The organism is Bacteroides sp. ET225, from assembly GCF_024733745.1.
Lineage (GTDB): Bacteria > Bacteroidota > Bacteroidia > Bacteroidales > Bacteroidaceae > Phocaeicola > Phocaeicola excrementipullorum.
In genome coordinates this window covers 37,594-57,042 of the sequence record NZ_JANRHN010000010.1, presented here as the reverse complement: position 1 = coordinate 57,042, position 19,449 = coordinate 37,594, and the positions used below count along the sequence as shown (strand labels likewise).

At 47.6% G+C, this 19,449-nt stretch carries 12 protein-coding genes; 6 read left to right on the top strand and 6 right to left on the bottom strand.

What is annotated here, in order from left to right; all coding sequences use genetic code 11:
• Positions 1-19: 19 nt before the first annotated feature.
• Together NW212_RS06530 and NW212_RS06525 are read right to left on the bottom strand one after the other, a co-directional pair.
• Positions 20-631 carry an L-threonylcarbamoyladenylate synthase gene (locus NW212_RS06530; protein WP_258337842.1) on the bottom strand — a complete coding sequence of 204 codons (612 nt, stop codon included), beginning with the start codon at positions 629-631 and terminating at the stop codon, positions 20-22.
• A gap of 89 nt (positions 632-720) precedes the next feature.
• Entirely contained in the window at positions 721-2,721 is a 2,001-nt protein-coding gene (locus NW212_RS06525) for an AAA family ATPase (RefSeq protein ID WP_258337841.1), read from the bottom strand.
• Between the two features lie 1,236 nt (positions 2,722-3,957).
• Here NW212_RS06525 and NW212_RS06520 point away from each other — a divergent pair.
• Complete coding sequence (locus NW212_RS06520) at positions 3,958-4,416, top strand: hypothetical protein (protein WP_258337840.1); 459 nt, start codon at positions 3,958-3,960, stop codon at positions 4,414-4,416.
• A 58-nt stretch (positions 4,417-4,474) separates the two neighbouring features.
• On the opposite strand, the gene NW212_RS06515 is transcribed toward NW212_RS06520, so the two are convergent.
• On the bottom strand, positions 4,475-5,782 hold the full coding sequence (locus NW212_RS06515) for an NAD(P)-dependent oxidoreductase (RefSeq protein ID WP_258337839.1): 1,308 nt from the start codon (positions 5,780-5,782) through the stop codon (positions 4,475-4,477).
• A 172-nt stretch (positions 5,783-5,954) separates the two neighbouring features.
• Here NW212_RS06515 and NW212_RS06510 point away from each other — a divergent pair, with 172 nt between their 5' ends.
• Positions 5,955-7,328, top strand: coding sequence for an MATE family efflux transporter (locus tag NW212_RS06510; RefSeq protein WP_258337838.1), 1,374 nt, complete (start codon positions 5,955-5,957; stop codon positions 7,326-7,328).
• A 3-nt stretch (positions 7,329-7,331) separates the two neighbouring features.
• On the opposite strand, the gene NW212_RS06505 is transcribed toward NW212_RS06510, so the two are convergent.
• A complete protein-coding gene (locus NW212_RS06505) occupies positions 7,332-9,482 on the bottom strand; it encodes a DNA topoisomerase 3 (protein WP_258337837.1) in 2,151 nt (716 codons plus the stop codon).
• A gap of 190 nt (positions 9,483-9,672) precedes the next feature.
• Here NW212_RS06505 and NW212_RS06500 point away from each other — a divergent pair, with 190 nt between their 5' ends.
• Positions 9,673-10,350: a zinc metallopeptidase gene (locus tag NW212_RS06500; RefSeq protein ID WP_258337836.1), complete on the top strand. Its 678-nt coding sequence runs from the start codon at positions 9,673-9,675 to the stop codon at positions 10,348-10,350.
• Positions 10,351-10,862: 512 nt separating this feature from the next.
• Here the strand turns inward: NW212_RS06500 and NW212_RS06495 are convergent.
• Positions 10,863-11,669 (bottom strand): KilA-N domain-containing protein, encoded by an 807-nt coding sequence (locus NW212_RS06495; protein ID WP_258337835.1) that lies wholly within the window; start codon positions 11,667-11,669, stop codon positions 10,863-10,865.
• Between the two features lie 352 nt (positions 11,670-12,021).
• On the opposite strand from NW212_RS06495, the gene hisS reads away from it, so the two are divergent.
• Positions 12,022-13,389: a histidine--tRNA ligase gene (gene hisS / locus NW212_RS06490; protein WP_258337834.1), complete on the top strand. Its 1,368-nt coding sequence runs from the start codon at positions 12,022-12,024 to the stop codon at positions 13,387-13,389.
• A gap of 124 nt (positions 13,390-13,513) precedes the next feature.
• Here the strand turns inward: hisS and NW212_RS06485 are convergent, their stop codons facing one another.
• Positions 13,514-14,041 carry a DUF4833 domain-containing protein gene (locus NW212_RS06485; protein ID WP_258337833.1) on the bottom strand — a complete coding sequence of 176 codons (528 nt, stop codon included), beginning with the start codon at positions 14,039-14,041 and terminating at the stop codon, positions 13,514-13,516.
• Between the two features lie 501 nt (positions 14,042-14,542).
• Between NW212_RS06485 and NW212_RS06480 the strand changes: the two genes are divergently transcribed.
• Complete coding sequence (locus NW212_RS06480) at positions 14,543-17,665, top strand: SusC/RagA family TonB-linked outer membrane protein (protein ID WP_375337955.1); 3,123 nt, start codon at positions 14,543-14,545, stop codon at positions 17,663-17,665.
• A gap of 12 nt (positions 17,666-17,677) precedes the next feature.
• Positions 17,678-19,273 (top strand): RagB/SusD family nutrient uptake outer membrane protein, encoded by a 1,596-nt coding sequence (locus NW212_RS06475; RefSeq protein WP_258337831.1) that lies wholly within the window; start codon positions 17,678-17,680, stop codon positions 19,271-19,273.
• The last annotated feature ends 176 nt before the right edge of the window (positions 19,274-19,449 follow it).

The window sequence follows — 19,449 nt, the reverse complement described above, 5'->3', positions numbered from 1 at the left end:
TGTTTCTTCTGTAAAATGGTTATTCTATAAGTTCGCCTTTACCCTGGCGTGTGATTTCAGGAATATCTTCACAACAATTGATGACGGTGGAAGGTTCAAGACCTCCTATTCCTCCGTCGATTACGAGGTCGACCTTGTCCCCGAACTTTTCATCTATCAGTTCCGGGTCGGTCACGTATTCGGTGTCTTCGCCTTCTTCCAGCGGGAGCGTTGTGGTCAGTATCGGTGCATCCAGCGCGCGGCAGATTTCATGGATGATGGGATTGTCGGGCACGCGAATTCCCACTTCCTTACGGTTACGGAAGATTTTCGGCAGCCTGCTGTCGGCCTTGAGGATAAACGTGAACGGTCCCGGGAGGTTGCGCTTCATCAGCTTGAACGTGTTGTTGCTTACCTTGGCGTATTCGCTTATGTTGCTCAGGTCGTAGCAGATGATGGAAAGCTTTGGCTTGCGCGGGTCGATGTCCTTGAGTTTGCAGATGCGTTCGATTGGACGCTCTTTCAGCGCGTGACATCCGATGGCATACATGGTGTCCGTCGGGTAGATGATGATGCCTCCTTCGTTGAGTATCTCCACTACCCGCTGGATGTCATCCGGATTGTTGTTCTTTGAATAAAGTTTGAGTAGCATGCTTTGGTTGCAGAAGATTAGACTTCCGCATCCGCAAAAGTACGAATTTTAATTGAAACGGATGCCTTGAAGTGCAGAATACCTGCGCTTTATTGCTTTTTCTTTTTTCTGAGCTCTTCGGCTATGCGGTAATGGATGGCTGCTTCCGTTTCTTTCCCGGCTTTTTCGAGCGCTTCAGCAAAATATTCGTGCGCTCCGGCGTGTTCCGCTTTCAGGCTGGTCGCTTTGTCAAGGTCGGCTATGGCTCCCTCGATGTATCCCGTATGCAGGCGCAGTTTCCCGCGGTTGTATACGGCCTTGAATTCTCCGGGGCGTATTTCGACAGCTTTGTTGAGGCATATTCCGGCTTCTTCGGTGTGCCCTTCATCAAACAGGGTGATGCCTTTGCGCACCCATGCGTCTACGTATCCGGGGTAAAGTTTGATGGCTTTGTTGTAGTTGGCGATGGCCGCCCGTGCATCGTGTGCCTTTGTGATGCACTCGTTCCCCATCAGGTAATATTCGCGTGCATACTTCTCCAGGTTCTTCCGTTGTGCTGCCATTTCCTCTTTCAGCCGGCGGTTTTCTTCCTTCAGGCGGTTGATGATGTTCAGCTTTCTGCGTATAAACCGCTGTATGAGAGGCTTCTCGATGTCATATCGGCTGTGTATTGCCTTGAAGAACGAGCTCAGGAAGGCGGTGAAGTCGCCTTTGTTGAAAGCTTTTGCTGCTTCCGCATATTCCACGTCGGCCTGCGCCTGCTTCATGGCGCGGTCGAATGCGATCCGGTCGTTGAAATGCTTGGCGAAGCTTACGATTTCCGGCCGCACGAAGATGTCGCTCCGGGTGATTTCCCGTTTCAGGCGGATGCCTTCGAGCGACGTACACCGGCTCAGCGCCACATACGTCTGTCCTCCGGCAAACACCCCTCCGGTAAAGTCGATGACCACGCGGCTGAACGTAAGTCCCTGGCTTTTGTGGACGGTGATGGCCCATGCCAGCCGGATGGGATATTGCGTGAAGGTGCCCAGTTCTTCTTCTTCGATTTTCTTTTCCTGTTCGTTGTAGTGATAGCGTATGTTGCTCCAGCTTTCCTGGCGGACATCAAATTCGCGTCCTTCCTCGGTCACGATGTAAAGGATGCCGTCGTCGGATATTCCGGAGATGGTTCCGATGGTTCCGTTCACCCACCGCTTCTCCTGGTCGTTCTTGATGAAAATGATTTGCGCGCCCGGCTTTACGATCAGCTCCATGAGTGTGGGGAGGCTGTTTTCGGGAAACTCTCCCTTGATGACGCCTTTCAGCGTGACGGGTTCGCCCGGAAGCTCCGCCAGTTTTTTCTCGTTGATGTAGTCAACCGTGTCCCTCCGTGTGGCGAGGGTGATATACAGGTCGTTCTCCTCCCTGTTTTCCGGCACGTTGCACCGTGTGTTCAGAAGCTGGAGGTCGGCGTTTCCGGCCGTATTGGTGCGGATATGGTCGAGCACGCTTACGAACACTTTGTCGGTCTGCCGGTACACTTTGGTCAGTTCGATTGATACCAGCTCAATCTGCCGGAACACGTTGGCCGAGAAGAAGTATGGGTTCGGGTAAAAGCGGTTCAGTATTTCCCTTTCGTCGCTTTTCACCACCGGCTCAAGCTGGTATACGTCGCCTACCAGAAGGAGCTGCTTTCCGCCGAAGGGTTCGCGCATGTTCTGTGAATAAGTGCGCAGAATCCGGTCGATAAAGTCGATGATGTCCGCCCGTACCATCGAGATTTCATCGATGATGACCAGTTCGATGTTTTTTATCAGTTTCCGGTGGTCGGACGAGTATTTCAGGTAATCCTTGAGCTTGTTTCCCGCAAATTTGGGGTCGTCGGGCAGGAGTGGATGAAAAGGCAGCTTGAAGAAGCTGTGCAGTGTGCTTCCTCCGGCATTGATGGCCGCTATTCCGGTGGGAGCCAGCACCACATATTTCTTTCGGGTGTTCTGGCACACATACTTCAGGAACGTAGACTTTCCGGTGCCTGCCTTCCCGGTAAGGAAAACCGACTGGCGGGTATATTGGATCAGTTTCAGGGCATTCTGAAACTCCGGATTGTCTGTGTCGATCGAGAGGTGTGTCATGGTCTTGGCCTTTTAGGTGGTTGGCAAAGGTACAAAAATATCTTCATAATCCGTGCGGCTGCTTTGTCCGGGACGATAAATCCCGCTCTTGGCACCGGATGCAAATCGCTGTTTGCTTCGGCATTTCGCTTTCATAATGTTTGCATATCGGCCGATCTGCTGACCTGCAACGGGCGGATTTACACTCTTCTGCAGGCATTTTTCTTCCGGAAACATGCTGCCTTTCCCTCCGGAAACCCTTCTGAGAGGATTTTCATCCCTGCCTTTCCGTGAAAATAACCCGTCATCTGCGGCAAAATGTCCCGTCATTTTCGTCCGAATGACCATATATCTTGTGTGAAATGTCCCGTCATTCCTGAAGAAACGCTCCGTTTCCGTGGTTCAGGGTGCCGGATGCCGGCGTTTTTTCTCCGGATTGTTTCCGAATCAGCCAACTGACATTCTTTCGTGGAGAAGACTTCTGCGGATTTTATCTTTCTTTTTGATGCGTTTCTCCCTTCTGTATATATGCTTTTGTCTGCCTTTTTCGCTATATGCAAGCTGTTTGAACCGCTCCGGGCGTTTGTGTCTGCGGTTTTATGGACAACCCTTTGCCCTTGCCCGAAGCAGGCGATTCTCGCGGTCCGGAAATGACGTTTTGTCAGATTGACATTTCGGCCTTGCGTTTCTTGAACCGTACAAAAAAAGGATGACCCCTAGCCGGATCACCCTCTTTACCGTAATATTAACCAATGGCCTTATGGCCTTCCTGTTCTCGATAAGAATGCTGACGAACTCAGCGTTCCGCAACAATTATTTGCGGTTGGTTTCATTCAGCATTACGTAACCCCAGATCATCGGATCTGCGTTAGCGATTTTGTGGAAAATGTTTTTTACCTTTTTCATAATTGTTACCCTTTCTTTTTTAATTAATACCTTAAAAAACCTTCTTTTTTGGCGGACCGTCGCGGCAGGCCTCTTTTCTTTTACCTATTGTTTTTTACGTTATCCTTAAAACTTTCTTTCTACTTTAGTCAAGCTCTAGAACTTGTTTTCTTTTAATTACACTGCAAAGATAAGGCTTTTTTCTTATCAAAATATGTTTTTCAGCATGAAATTGCGTTTTGTCCCGCTTTTATTGATGTAAATCAAAAAATAAGTTTATAAGATGACATTTCCGTTTCAGACATGAACAAGTTTGGCGTTTTGCATTGCATTGTTTATATTTGTCAGATGGTTGACCTCTATTATTGTGTTATGGAAACGGAAGAATTTGAAGCATCCCCGCGTCTGAGGGGGAAGGCATGCTGGATGAGCGCGCTTCTGTTCGTGCTGGTCTGGCTGCCGGTATCGTATCTGTTGGGAGCCGGATGGGGAAAAGTGATTGTAAATTTGTCGTTCGGTGCGCTTCTGGCCGTAGCGGGCTTGTGGCATTACCGGTGCAGCAACCCCTTGACTTATAAGATTTCTTTGGGAAGCTGGGCGCACCGCACTTATTTGAAGAGCCCCGCGCTTTTTGTCGTGGAGAGTTTTGCCGAAGGTTTTCTCATTTATCTGGGGGTTATGCTGGTGATGACCTTTTTCCCCGACGGCTTTTCCCTGTCGGCCTGGAGGAAAGGCATCGTGAATTGCGACATCGTGCTCTTGCTGGTGTTCTATACCAGGGTGAACTTCTTTCTGGTCATTTCCGAATATATCAGACGCAACGGGCGATAAACGGCTTGCGGGGGCACACAAGCCGTGCGTCCCCGCAAGATATGGAATAAATGTGCGTTTATGCTTCGAGAAGCTTCACTGCGTCAACGTATTGGGCGATGCCTGCCGCAACTTGTTTGGCAGCCTTCATCGCCAGTACCACCGTATGCGGGCGGTGTACCACGTCACCTCCGGCAAATACCCCTTTGCGTGTAGTCATGCCATAGGGACGTTCCTTCACGATGACGTAACCGGTTTCATCGACATCGATTCCGGTGGTTGTCGAAACGATGCGGTTTGCCGGACGTGAACCTATTGCGAGGAAAATGCGGTCGAACGGAATTTCTTTTTCTCCGTCCGGAGTCGTGGCGCGGATGGCGCGCACTTTTCCTTCTTCATTTCCAAGAAATTCCAGAGTGGATGTCTGCCACAGGAACTGAACCCCTTCTTTTACGGCTTCCTGGTATTCGCTCTGGATGGCAGGCATGTCAGCTTCCGTCTTGTGATAGATAACGCTCACGCTTCCGGCTCCCATGCGAACGGCGGTGCGTGCAGCATCCATGGCTACGTTTCCGCATCCGATGATGCCTACCTTTTCGCCTTCTCCCAACGGAACCATGTCGCGCGGCACGATATTCTGGTTGTAGATGCTCGCCATGTGGAGGAGGTAAGACGACTGGACAATGCCTCTCAGCTTGCTTCCCGGCACATCCAGCGCTTTCGGAAGGGCAGTTCCTGTTCCGATAAAGATGGCGTCATATCCCTGTTCGAACATCTGGTCGATGGTTATCTGTTTCCCTACAAGACAGTTCAGCACAAAATTGACTCCCAGCGCTTCAATCTTTTTGATTTCTTTGTTTACGACTTCTTTGGGGAGCCGGTATTCGGGTATGCCATACATCAATACGCCGCCCGGTTCGCTCTGTCCTTCAAAGATAGTGACATTGAATCCTTGCCTTGCCAAATCGCCGGCAACGGTCAGTCCGGCCGGTCCCGAACCGATAACGGCCACTTTCCCACGTGTCTTTTGCGGCAGGCGTTCGCGGATCAGATTCATGTCCGTATCAAAATCGGCCACAAAGCGTTCCAGCTTGCCGATCTGTATGCCTTTCCCCTTTGCGTAAAGCACGCAGTGCCCCTGGCATTGCTTTTCGTGCGGGCATACACGTCCGCAGATGGCAGGCAGGTTGCTTTTTTCGTTTATGATCGCCATCGCATCTCCCATATTACCCATAGAGAGCTGGTGGATAAATCCGGGAATGTCGTTTTCGATGGGACATCCCTTCTTGCAGGAAGGATTCTTGCAGTTCAGACAACGTTTTGCTTCATCAATAGCTTCTTTGATGGTGAAGCTTTCATTGATTTCTTTGAATGTGTTGTTGTTCATAGAAAATTGCACTTTTGTAAACTCGACTTTGCAAAAGTAGCTATTTTGTGCTGTCTGAACAACTATTGCTTGCAGATTTAAGTTTGTTTTAACATTGTCGGAAGGCAGGAAAAGCGGGAGAACCCGATTTTCTGAACCGAATGAGTAACTTTGCGTGCCATAAATAATATGTATGAATAGTCAGAACAGCCGATACGAAGAACGATTAGGGACAGACCGCATGTTGCCTCTTGTTTTCAAGATGGCGCTCCCGGCAGTCGCAGCACAGTTTGTCAATTTGCTCTACAATATAGTCGACCGTATATATATAGGTCATATACCGGAAATCGGAACCGATGCGTTGGCGGGGGTGGGCGTTACCACTTCCATCATCATACTTATTTCGGCGTTTTCGTCTATCGTGGGTGCCGGCGGCTCTCCTCTGGCCGCCATTGCATTGGGACAGGGCGACAGGGTGCGGGCAGGAGAAATCCTGGGAAACGGTTTTGTGCTGCTGATACTGCTTGCCTTGTCGACTTCCTTCATGGCGTATGTGTTTATGGAGCCTGTTCTGCTGCTTACGGGGGCATCCGAACGGACACTGCCTTATGCCGTGGATTATCTGTCGGTTTATTTGCTGGGCACCGTGTTTGTAGAGATCTCTACGGGACTGAACATGTTCATCAATTGCCAGGGGCGGCCCGCCGTTGCCATGTGCTCTGTTCTGGTAGGTGCTTTGCTCAACATCATACTCGACCCTGTCTTTATCTTCGCGCTTGACATGGGAGTAAAGGGGGCTGCATTGGCAACCATCATCTCTCAGGCGTGCAGTGCTGTCTGGGTGCTTGGCTTCTTGTCCTCAGACAGGGCGACGCTCCGGCTCGAAAAGCGTTATATGAAGGCGGACAAGGGAGTAATCCTGTCGATGCTTGCATTGGGCATGTCACCTTTTATTATGGCAAGCACAGAAAGTCTTGTAGGCTTTGTGCTGAACGGAAGGCTGGAGCGTTTCGGTGATATTTATGTCAGTGCGCTGGCTGTTTTGCAGAGCGCCATGCAGTTTGCCAGCGTTCCGCTGACCGGATTCGCTCAAGGATTTGTTCCGATAGCCAGCTACAACTACGGGCATGGCGACAAGCAGCGTGTGAAAGACTGTTTCCGCGTGGCGGTAATTGTGATGTTTTCGTTTAACTTTGTGCTGATGATGCTTATGGTTTGTTTTCCTACCTTGGTCGCGGCCGTGTTTACGGACGATGACCGTCTGGTTGAAACGGTGCGGTGGACAATGCCGCTGTTCCTTGCCGGCATGACTATATTCGGGCTGCAGCGCGCTTGCCAGAACATGTTTGTTGCCCTGGGGCAGGCGCGGATATCCATTTTGATAGCATTGCTTCGCAAGGTTATTTTGCTGGTTCCTTTGGCCTTGATTCTTCCTCATTTCATGGGAGTGAGCGGGGTGTTTGCTTCCGAGGCCATTTCTGATGCCGTTGCCGCCATCTGCTGCACGCTTCTGTTTGCATGGCAATTCCCGAAGATTCTCCGCCGGATGCCGGTGCGTTCGGCATGAGTCTTATGCTTCTTGCGCAAAAGGCAGGCGGAACGTACAGCCGTTTTTCCATTGTGAGCATCCGTAAGCTGTCTTTCCTTTGATGATGATGCCTTTTCCGCACAGGGGACAAGCCTTTCCTATGATGCTGTCGTCGGAGGGAAGAGAGGCCGGTTTCAGTGCAGGGGCAGGCTTTGCCTTGGTTCTTGTTTTGGAGGATCGTGTCCGAGTCTTGGCTGTATTCTCTTTTTTAGTCGCCGGCGGAGTCTGAAAATCTTGCGCGACGGTTACATGCCGGTTGCTGTTGTCACGTAGCACGCTGTATACAATGTCGGTCACCATTTGCTTGAGTTCGGTGAGGAATGTGCCTGCATCGTACGACTTCTTTTCTATTTCCCTTAGCTTCTTCTCCCATATGCCTGTAAGTTCAGCCGATTTCAGCAGTTCTTCATGGATAAGCTGTATCAGTTCCACTCCGGTTGGTGTAGCTATGAGATTCTTGCGCTCCTTGCGGATGTAATGTCGCTTGAACAGTGTTTCAATGATGGCCGCACGTGTAGAAGGCCTCCCGATTCCGTTTTCCTTTAAAGCGTCGCGAAGTTCGTCGTTGTCCACCAGCTTGCCTGCGGTTTCCATCGCACGCAGCAAGGTTGCCTCGGTGTAAGGACGCGGAGGCTGGGTCCACTTTTCGTATAGAGCCGGTTCGTGGGGCCCCGATTCGCCCTTGGTGAATGCCGGGAGCGCCTTCTCGTCGTCATTGTCTTTCTGTTCCTCCGGCATGTCTTTGGTGTCTTTCGCAAAGATGACTTTCCATCCCGGCTCTAAAATCTGCTTTCCGGTTACCTTGAATTCTATTTCGTCGGCTTTTCCGATAACGGTTGTTGTTGAAAACTTGCAGTCAGGATAAAAAACGGCAATGAATCTCCGCGCTATCAGATCGAATACATGTGTTTCCATGTCGCTCAATCCCTGCGGTTGTACACCGGTAGGGATGATGGCGTGATGGTCTGTCACTTTCGAGTTGTCGAACACTTTCTTCGACTTGACGAGCGGTTTTCCCGCCAGAGGTGCCGTGAGCTGGGTGTAGCTTTTCAGTCCTTCCAGTATTTTCGGGCATTTGGGATAGATATCGTCGCTCAGAAAAGTCGTGTCGACACGCGGGTATGTCGCCACTTTCTTTTCGTACAACGACTGGATGAGTTGCAGGGTCATGTCCGCCGAATAACTGAACTTCCTGTTGCATTCCACCTGCAATGAAGTCAGGTCGAACAATCGGGGAGGAGCTTCCGTACCTTTTTTGGAGGAGATTTCCGTGATGCAGAAAGGAGCCTGGCGCACCCGCTCCAGCAGTTCCTGGCCCGTTTTTTCGTCAGTTATCTGCGGTATGCCCCGGTTGGCATCGGCTGATGGCGCTTTCTTTTTTGCATTTGGGTTTTCCTTTTCCCTTTCCGCTTCTTCTGCCAGTTCTTCGTCACTTTTTCGTACGATGGCAGAAAAAAGCGTGTCGCGGTAAACCGTTTTCAGTTCCCAATATTGTTTGGGAATGAAATGTTCGATTTCCTGCTGGCGCTTTACGATCAATGCCAGCGTAGGAGTTTGTACGCGGCCGATAGACAGCACCTGCTTGTTCTGTCCGTACTTCAGCGTATAAAGTCGGGTCGCATTCATTCCCAGTGTCCAGTCGCCGATGGCCCGGCTTAATCCGGCTTCATAAAGCGACTGGAATTCAGACTGGTCTTTCAGGTTAGAGAATCCTTCCCGGATAGCTTCTTCGGTGAGTGAAGAAATCCAAAGCCGTCTGACCGGGCATTTTGCACCGGCCTTTTGCATCACCCAGCGCTGTATAAGTTCTCCTTCCTGGCCGGCATCGCCGCAGTTGATGATCATGTCAGCTTTTTGCATCAGTCCTTCGATTATCCGGAACTGTTTTTCGATGCCGGGATCATTGATAAGCTTTATTCCGAAGCGCGGCGGAATCATGGGGAGCGTGCTGAGGCTCCATGTCTTCCATGAGGGCGAATACTCGTGCGGTTCTTTCAGGGTGCACAGATGCCCGAATGTCCAGGTGACCTGGTATCCGTTTCCTTCAATATATCCTTCTTTCCGGTTTCGTGCTCCGAGCACATCCGCGATATCGCGTGCCACACTGGGCTTTTCGGCAATGCAAACTATCATGGTCATTTCAAATAATGAACAAAATTACGTAAAGTTGTCCAATAAAAAAATAAAAATCGGCATCTCTTCGTTTCTGCTATCTGCAAATTGATTAACTTTGAGCAGTTCTGCCGGCAGAAGGAAGGCCGGAATCTTCTGGCAAGGTTTTTGCTGTATATTATTGTAAATCATCAATCAAAAGAAAAAGACTATGTTAATTTGGATTGTATTCATCGGCATTGCGGTAATCAGTTACATTGTGCAGGCCAGATTGAAAAGTAAATTTGAAAAGTATTCGGAGTTGCCTCTAGCCAACGGAATGACCGGGCGCGATGTTGCAGAAAAGATGCTCCGTGACAACGGCATTTACGATGTGACGGTAACCAGCACACCGGGTATGCTTACTGATCATTATAACCCGACGAACAAGACTGTCAATTTGAGCGAAGGGGTTTATGGAACGTGCAGTGTGGCTGCGGCTGCGGTTGCCGCTCATGAATGCGGGCATGCCGTACAGCATGCGCGTGCCTATGGACCTTTGCAGATGCGTTCAGCCTTGGTTCCGGTGGTGCAGTTTTCTTCATCCATCGTTTCATGGGTATTGCTGGCGGGCATTCTGATGGTCAATTCATTTCCCCAGCTGCTGCTGATAGGCATTTGCCTGTTTGCCATGACTACCCTGTTCAGCCTGATCACACTTCCGGTTGAGATTGACGCAAGCCGCCGTGCGCTGGTGTGGCTGAGCAGTGCGGGCATTACCAACGCCTTTAATCACCGCCAGGCCACAGACGCCTTGAGGTCGGCCGCCTATACGTATGTGGTGGCTGCTTTGGGTTCGCTGGCCACGCTGATTTATTATGTCATGATTTATATGAACCGGCGCGAGTAAAAATCTTGAAGGAAATTTTAGATAGGTGTAGGGATTCCGCAGATTTGCATCGGGAAGTTAAGACAGAACATACGCCGGCCAATATAACCGCAAAATTAAAGCAAGAGAGGCATCCTGCCCGATTTGTAAACAAACTCAAAAAGGGGCGGATAAAAATACTTAATTGGAAAATTTAAACAGTTTCTTCTATGTCTTTGGAGGAAAGGAGGCAAGCTATGAAGCTGACCGATAAACAAACTGATGGAAACAATTTTTGTCCTATTTGTGGCTATCCACTTGGCAACCACAATCCGTGGGGTGATGATGGAAAGACTCCGGTACGATATTTGCCCATGTTGCGGTGTAGAATGGGGTAATGAGGATTATACTACTGAGTCCCAAGCAGAGTATCGCAAACAATGGCTTGAATCGGGAACCAAATGGCTTGAACCTCAGAAAAAGTCAGATAACTGGAATCTTGAGAAACAATTAAGAAACATAGGCTATAATAAAGGGCAATGTATTGGCAATGATTATTTCAACAACTTTCTCTCTCCATTATCACTGTTTCCCAATACGCTCATTTGGTGAATGGCTATCTGATTGAGTTTTAAAAGACGTTCACCCTGCGGCATACCCTGTTCGATGAACACTGCATTGAGATTTTCCATATTTGACAGACAGATAAGTTCGTTGATGCTGGCATGATCTCGAATATTGCCTTTCAGGTCAGGATTGGCTTCGCGCCATTGCTTTGCCGTCATGCCAAACATTGCCACGTTCAATACGTCAGCTTCGTTGGCATAGATGATGTTTGCTTGCGCCTGAGTAACTTCCGTCGGGATAAGGTTCTGTTTGATGGCATCGGTATGTATGCGGTAGTTGATTTTCGATAGTTCACGCTTTGCCGACCAACCGAGCAACCTTTGTTCTTTATTCTTTAGCCGCTGATATTCCTTGACGAGAAGCAATTGGAATTTAGGCGAAATCCACATACCGAAATGATAGGCTATATCCCGATGTGCATACGTGCCACCATAGCGACCGGCCTTTGAACGGATGCCGATTGCATAGGTTCTTTCTATCCAAGTTTTTACCGAAAGCACGAAGTTGTTGCTTCCCGCTGCATTTTTAATTGTACCGAATTCGGTACAATTAAAATCGGGATTATACAGCATTTCCCATTCGCCAAGATATTCAATGGTGCTTTTGAGACTGAGCCAACGGAAGATTATATGCTCTTGCAGCTGGCTTCGTGCCATATCCGTAAGACTGATGTAATCTTCTTCGTTGTACTTGACAACACTGATGTCTGTATTTTGAACAGTAATCTTTGCCATTGGGCCTATGCTTTTGGTTTTCAACCGTAAAGGTAGCTATAATTCGCGAGATTATCTCTCTTTCAATGAATAATTTACAAAAATAGAACGCAAAAGCGCGATAACGGATATTGTCTTTTCCGAGAATGTTATACCTTTGTATCTGAAAGAGTAATTTGACAGCACCGCAAATCGCTGAATTTCGTATGGTCGCCAAACCGTTACCTCTGTTTCTTAAATACTCCGCTAAAAGTTTATTTCTCAATCGGTTGTATCAAACCGATGAAAATTTAAAATAAAATCGGCATGAATCTGCGGAATCCGCATTTTTCTGCGTACTTTTGTGCGGAAAATCAAAAACTTGAAATCAATTATGGCAACAAAACCAGGCATACCTAAAGGAACCAGAGATTTTTCGCCGGTAGAAATGGCGAAACGTAATTATATATTCAATACCATACGTGAGGTGTTCTATCTTTACGGATTTCAGCAGATTGAAACGCCGGCAATGGAGAATCTCTCTACGTTGATGGGAAAATATGGAGAAGAAGGCGACAAGCTCTTGTTCAAGATACAGAATTCGGGTGATTATTTTTCTGCCCTGACAGACGAAGAGCTGCTGAGCCGGAATGCAGCCAAGCTGGCGGGCAAGTTTTGTGAAAAGGGCTTGCGTTATGACTTGACAGTGCCGTTTGCCCGTTATGTGGTGATGCACCGTGATGAAATCGTTTTTCCTTTCAAGCGTTTTCAGATTCAGCCGGTGTGGCGTGCCGACCGTCCCCAGAAAGGACGTTACCGCGAGTTTTATCAGTGTGACGCCGATGTGGTGGGAAGCAACTCCCTGCTGAACGAGGTAGAGTTGGTGCAGATGATTGACGCGGTGTTCAGCCGTTTCGGAATCCGTGTTTCGGTCAAAGTGAACAACCGGAAGATTCTTACGGGGATTGCAGAAATCATCGGTGAAGCCGATAAGATTGTAGACATCACTGTAGCTATAGACAAGCTTGACAAGATTGGCCTTGACAATGTGAATGCAGAACTGGCTTCAAAAGGCATTTCTCAAGAAGCCATCGAAAAGTTGCAGCCGATTATTCTGCTGGGCGGTTCGAATGAAGAAAAGCTTCAGACATTGAAGGCTGTACTTGCTTCCAGTGAAACCGGACTGAAAGGTGTTGAAGAATGCGAGTTCATCTTGAAGAAAGTGGCAGGTCTGGGAGTGAAGTCAGAAGTTGAACTTGACTTGACCTTGGCACGCGGGCTGAATTATTATACCGGCGCGATTTTTGAGGTGAAGGCGCTTGATGTGCAGATTGGAAGCATCAGCGGAGGAGGACGTTATGACAATTTGACAGGCGTTTTCGGCATGGACGGTGTTTCGGGCGTGGGCATTTCTTTCGGTGCCGACCGTATTTACGATGTGCTGAATCAGCTTGATCTTTATCCGAAAGAGGCGTCCGAAGCCACTCAGCTGCTGTTTGTCAATTTCGGCGAGGCGGAAGCGGATTATGTTTTGCCGGTGCTGGCTAAGGTGCGCGGGGCAGGCATCCGTGCGGAAGTATATCCTGACAGTGCGAAAATGAAGAAGCAGATGAGTTATGCAAACAGCAAGTCTATTCCTTTTGTTGCCATCGCGGGCGAAACCGAAATGAATGAAGGAAAAGTGACTTTGAAGAATATGACTACGGGAGAGCAGGCTTTGGTTACCGCTGACGAACTGATTTCAGCTGTAAAAGGAGAATAAGCCATGCGTTTGTCGCCGGGCGTTCTGACGCGCCGGCACGTTGGTGAATGCAGAAGCACAAGGATCAGAAGGGAATATGACTGAAGTTCTGGCGTATAAAGCTCTGGTCCTTGTGCTTTTGTTTTCAGTTCATGATCCGCTCCGTCACTTTCTCTTTGGATGAAACGGACTCGCCGTGAAGCTCCACATAGTCTACGCTGAGCGGATTCCTGTCGTTTACCTTCACGTACAGGTATTTTAAGACAGCAGGCTTGCCATTGATGGTCGTGCGGCATACGTAATGCGCCCCCTGCTGGCAAATCTCCAGTTTGCGGCCGTCATAGGCAGTCAGAGTTACCGTGCTTGTGTTGTTTCCTTCGGCCACCACTTTGTATCCGTATGCCATTTTTCGCTGGATAAAGCTCAGTCCGTTTTTTTCTCCCATATGCTCTTCGCGGTTTACCCAGTATACATTCAGCGGCTTTTGTGTATCCAGTTTTCCTCCAACCAGATTGGCGTCATAACAGACCAGATTCTTGTTTATGCTTCTGGCAATATGGAACAGCCGTTGCGGAGTAAGATATAAGTTCTCTTCCGGTTCTGATGCCCGCATCGGGCTAAGTGCAAGTGCGGACAGAGTCAGCAGGAAGAAAAAAAGTTTTGGTTTCTTCATTGCATCAAGTCGTTTTTTATGATTCTGCAAAGATAGTCAATCGCTTTGTTCTGTGCGCTTGTTTTGCGGCGATTGCAGACAAATGGCATAATATTGCGGATAAAAAGGATAAAAAGCGGTCTGTTTTTTATCTCCAGTTTAGAGATATGCATTTTCAGTCTGGAGATATATGTCTTCAGTCTGGAGATTTGTATCTCTAGCCTGGAGATATAGAATGGTACGGGGCAAAATGGCTTTATAAATTTCCTTTCTTTCTGAATAGGTTGGAAATAAGGCGGTTTGGCCTTTTAGAATCAGGATTAACATTTCGTTTATTTTTTATGTTTGTAGCTGTTTATAATAAACTTCTGAAGAATGGTAGTGCAATTTTCTTCAGGAAATGAACAATGGGAAGTTGCGTTTTGTTGATGATTTAGATTTTTGAGAGTAAGAACAATGTTTTTGTAAAAACGCTTTTATTAACCTATTTAATTTAAGATCATGAGAAACAGGTTTTTTTTGATGTTAGCAGCCAGTCTGTTCTTGTGCCTTTCTGTAAAGGCTCAGAGTGGTGGTCACATAAGCGGTAAGGTTGTTGATGCTTTGAGTGAGCTTGCCGGTGTAAGTGTGGTCGTGAAAGGGACTGACAATGGAACCATAACAGATTTGACTGGTGAATTTAAACTGAGCGGAGTGAAGCCGGATGATGTGCTTCAGTTGTCTTTTATCGGATATAAGACACAATTGATCAAAGTTGGAAAACAAACCCGCTTCAATATTACAATGGTGGAAGATGCCCAGACTTTGGATGAGGTGCAGGTCGTTGCTGTCGGTTATGGTGACGTGAGAAGAAGGGACTTGACAGGCTCTATCGGCTCTGCGGACATGAAAGATCTGGTAAAGACTCCGGTAAGTAACATTACAGAGAATCTGGCTGGCCGTATTGCCGGTGTACGAGTTTCTTCCAGTGACGGTGGTCCGGGCGACAATTTCAGCATTGTAATCCGCGGTGCCGGCTCGCTGACCGGAAGCACGGCGCCTTTGTATGTCATCGACGGTTTTCCCTCGGAAAGTTCCGGTCTTGGCACTTTGAATCCGAATGACATTGAATCGATTGATATCCTGAAAGATGCTTCAGCTACAGCCATTTATGGAGCACGCGGTGCAAACGGCGTTGTTATTGTAACGACCAAAAAGGGAGGTGCTGGAAAGCCAACCGTCACTTATAACGGCACGTTTAAAATCAGTACCTTGAAAAATAAGCCTGAGATGATGGATGCCTATGAATTTGTAACCTTGCAGCAAGAAATTATGGGCGGCGGAGAAGATTTTCAGAACAACTACCTTACAGACTTGTATCCTACCGTCGAAGACTATCGCAACGCTCCGTCGTATGACTGGCAGGACTATATTTATCGCACGGCACTAAGCCACAGTCATCATGTGTCTTTGACAGGCGGTGCCAACAATCTTAAATATACCACTTCGTTGACATACGATGATACGCAGGGTGTCATCATCAACTCAGGCCTCAAGCGTTATCAGGGGCGTGCCAGCTTGAGCCAAACGGTAAATGACAAATTAAAGATTGACTTCAACGCCAATTATTCAAGCAATGTGCAGGATGGTCCGACTGTTTCTACATCCACTACATCCATGTCGACGGCATACATGTACAGCGTATGGTCATTCCGCCCGGTATCACCTACCGGAACTGACTTGCTGAATCAAATGTATGATGAGGGTGTCAACATGACCGAAGACTACCGTTTTAACCCGGTTCTCTCTGCACGGAATGAATATCGTCACAAGACGACGAATAACATGGCATTCAATGTTGGTGCACAATATGAAATCATCAAGAATCTGAAACTGAAGGTAACGGCCGGATATACGGCGCGCGACTACAAGAATGAAGAGTTCAACGGTTCGCAGACCCGTACAGGTAATTCGCATCCGTCGAATACGCAGAGCAAGGGTATCAATGCCTATCTGTACCAAGGGGAAGCGAGAAGCTATCTGAATGAAAACACGTTGACTTATCAGCTGAACAAGAAGTCCCATAGTTTCAATGCATTGGTCGGTATGTCTGTGCAGAAAAATACCAGCTACATTCATTCTATAACTACCGAGCAGATCAGCAATGAGTCGTTCGGAATGGCTGGCCTGGATAAAGGAAGCAATCCTACGGTTTCTTCATCAAAGGGAGAAAACAAATTGTTTTCATATTTTGGGCGTATCAATTATAATTATGATTCACGCTATTATCTGACCGCGACCATGCGTGCTGACGGTTCTTCCAAGTTTGCTAAAGGTCATCGTTGGGGATATTTCCCTTCAGGCTCTGTAGCCTGGGCTTTCCAGCGCGAAGCTTTTGTTTCTGACAATCTGCATTGGTTGTCTAACGGTAAGTTGCGTTTCAGCTACGGTCAGACAGGCAACAACCGTATTGGCAATTATGATTATATGGCTCATCTTGTGACGAGCGATGACGTTTACAAATATCCGTGGAACGGTGAGTTTACTCAAGGATACGTGCTCAGCAGCATGTTCAACGAATTGTTGAAATGGGAAACTACGGAGCAGTTTGACTTGGGACTGGACTTGGGCTTTTTGGACGGGCGCATCAATCTGACGATGGACTATTATGTGAAGACAACGAAGGATTTGCTGTTGGATGCTGATATTGCTGCAAGTTCCGGATTCTCTTCGGCAACACTGAATGTCGGCAAGCTGCGCAACAAAGGCTTGGAGCTTACGCTTGAAACGACAAACATCAAGAATAAAGACTTTACATGGACTTCCAATTTTAATATTGCGTTTAATAACAATGAGATCATTGCACTGAACTCAGGCCAGCCCTACATGACAAGCTATCTCAGCTGGGACAACAAGTATAGAACGATGCCGGCTTATATAAGCAAGGTAGGAGAATCTGCAGGTAAAATGTATGGCTTTGTTTATGAGGGAACATATAAGTATGATGACTTCAATACATCTGTAGGAGCAAACGGTGAAACGGTATATACAATCAAGGATGGCATTCCTCACTATCAGACCAACCCGCAGCCGGGAGATCCCAAATACAAGGACTTGACCGGCGAAGGTGAAATAAACGATGACGACAAAACAACGATCGGTAACGGACAGCCGAAGCATACGGGCGGTTTTTCTAACAATTTTACTTACAAGAACTTTGATTTGAATATTTTCTTGCAGTGGAGTTATGGCAATGACATACTCAATGCCAACCGTATGGTTTTTGAAAATCCGTCGTCGAAGCAGAATACCAACATGTTCGCTACTTACACCAACCGGTGGACACCTGAAAACCCGGAAAGCAATATGCCTCGTGCCAAAGCGAACGGAGCGACTGAATACAGTTCGCTGTATGTGGAGAACGGTTCTTATCTGAAGCTGAAGAACATTTCTTTGGGGTATAACTTTGGACCGAAAGTCTTGGACCGTCTGGGTATCAGTGCCGCACGCATTTATCTTGCTGCTGAAAACATTGCGACCTTTACTCATTATTCGGGTGATGATCCGGAGGTTTCTACCCGTAACTCTGTGCTTACTCCGGGTTTTGACTGGTCTGCATACCCGCGTGCTTTTACATTGTCGTTTGGATTAAATGTCACATTCTAAAAAAACAGATTTATGAAAACTATATATAAATACGGAAGAAATATATTTTTGGCTGTCTGCCTGTGCGCCACCGGCGTTTCGTGTGAGGATTTCTTTGAAACGAAACCGTATGACTTTGTAGCGCCTGAAACGTTCTATACAAACGAAAAAGAATGCACGATGGCTTTGGCCGGTGTGTATTATACGCTGGTGACTGAGGCTATTTACGGAAACTTTTATTCTTGTATGCTTTCTAACATAGATGACTTGAGCTATTATCAGCGTCAGAGCGGCCAGCTTACCAGTCAGGTGTATGGGAATGATCACAATCCGAGCAACCAGCATGTATGGGGAGTATGGAAGGCTTTGTATAAGGGAATTAATAATGCAAACATGCTGCTTGACAATATAGATAAAGCAGATATGGATGAGAATGTAAGAACAAGGATAAAGGGAGAAGCCAGATTCTTGCGCGCATACTATCACTTCCTTCTGGTGCAGGCTTGGCATGAAGTGCCCCTCCGGAAGGAGTCGTTTAAGGACGTGAATAATTCTGCCTTGAAAGCCACTCCCAACAAGGAAGCGTTGGACTGGATTGTGCAGGAAATGGAAGCATGCGTAGACATGGTAGACGACAGTGCTTACGACAAATCTCCTTCTTATGTGAAAAAGACTACGGTGATGGGTATTCTTGCTCGCGTTTACCTGTGGCGTGCCGGCAATCCCAACAATGGAGGAAAGGCGGATTATGAGAAGGCTGCTTATTGGGCAAATGAAGTGAAGAAGTCTGGCAAACATCAGTTGAATCCTGATATGGAACAGTTCTGGAAGAATCTGGCTGCCGACCAGTATGATGAGGTGTATAACGAAAGCATGTGGGAGGCTGAATTTATCGGGAACCGTTCGGCCGACGGACTGGGCAACTATACAGACGGCAGAATCGGAAATGTTATAGGCAATATTCAGAAAGGCAGTAATGCTGTGGGATATAGCTATGGCTTTTATGCACCGACACTTATTCTTTGGGATTTGTATGAGGATGGCGATAAACGTCGTGATCTTTACATCGCTCCTTACCAGATAAATAACAAAGACGCACAAGTTAAATGGAAAAAGAACCAGATTGTGCAGCGTTCTTGCGGAAAATTCCGCCGTGAATGGGAGCCTTCATCGCAAAAGGAAAAGAACTGGACACCGGAGAATTATCCGATTCTGCGTTATGCGGATGTGCTTCTGATGTTGGCTGAGGCTGAAAATGAAGCGAACCAGGGACCTACTGCATTGGCTTATGAATGCATCAATGCTGTCAGATCCCGTGCTGGACTGACAGACCCGTTGTCTGGATTAAGCTACGAGGATTTCCAGCAGGAAGTTCGTGACGAACGCGGACGTGAACTTTGCTTTGAATCGCTCCGTAAGTATGATCTGGTCCGCTGGGGAATCTATGTGGAAGCTATTCACGATAAGCTGGGTGCCGCTGTCAATGATTCCCGCTGGGCTACGGGCAACCAGTATCAAGGTGCCAAAGATTATGTGACAAGAACGCAAGCCAAACACCAGTTCATGCCGATTCCGACAAAAGAGCTGGATGTAAATGGAGAATTGCAGCAGAATGACTATTGGAAATGATTTGCGATAGTAAAGGTTTTAGGAAAACTCAACAGGATGTCTATGATTCATTGTGAGGAATAGGATGCGGTGCGTTTCATGGCATTCTTGTTCATGAGTGAATTAGATGTTAAGTAATGGTGGGTGTGTCGTGGCTGGTTCCTGGCACACCCACTTTGTTTGACCAAATTTTTCGG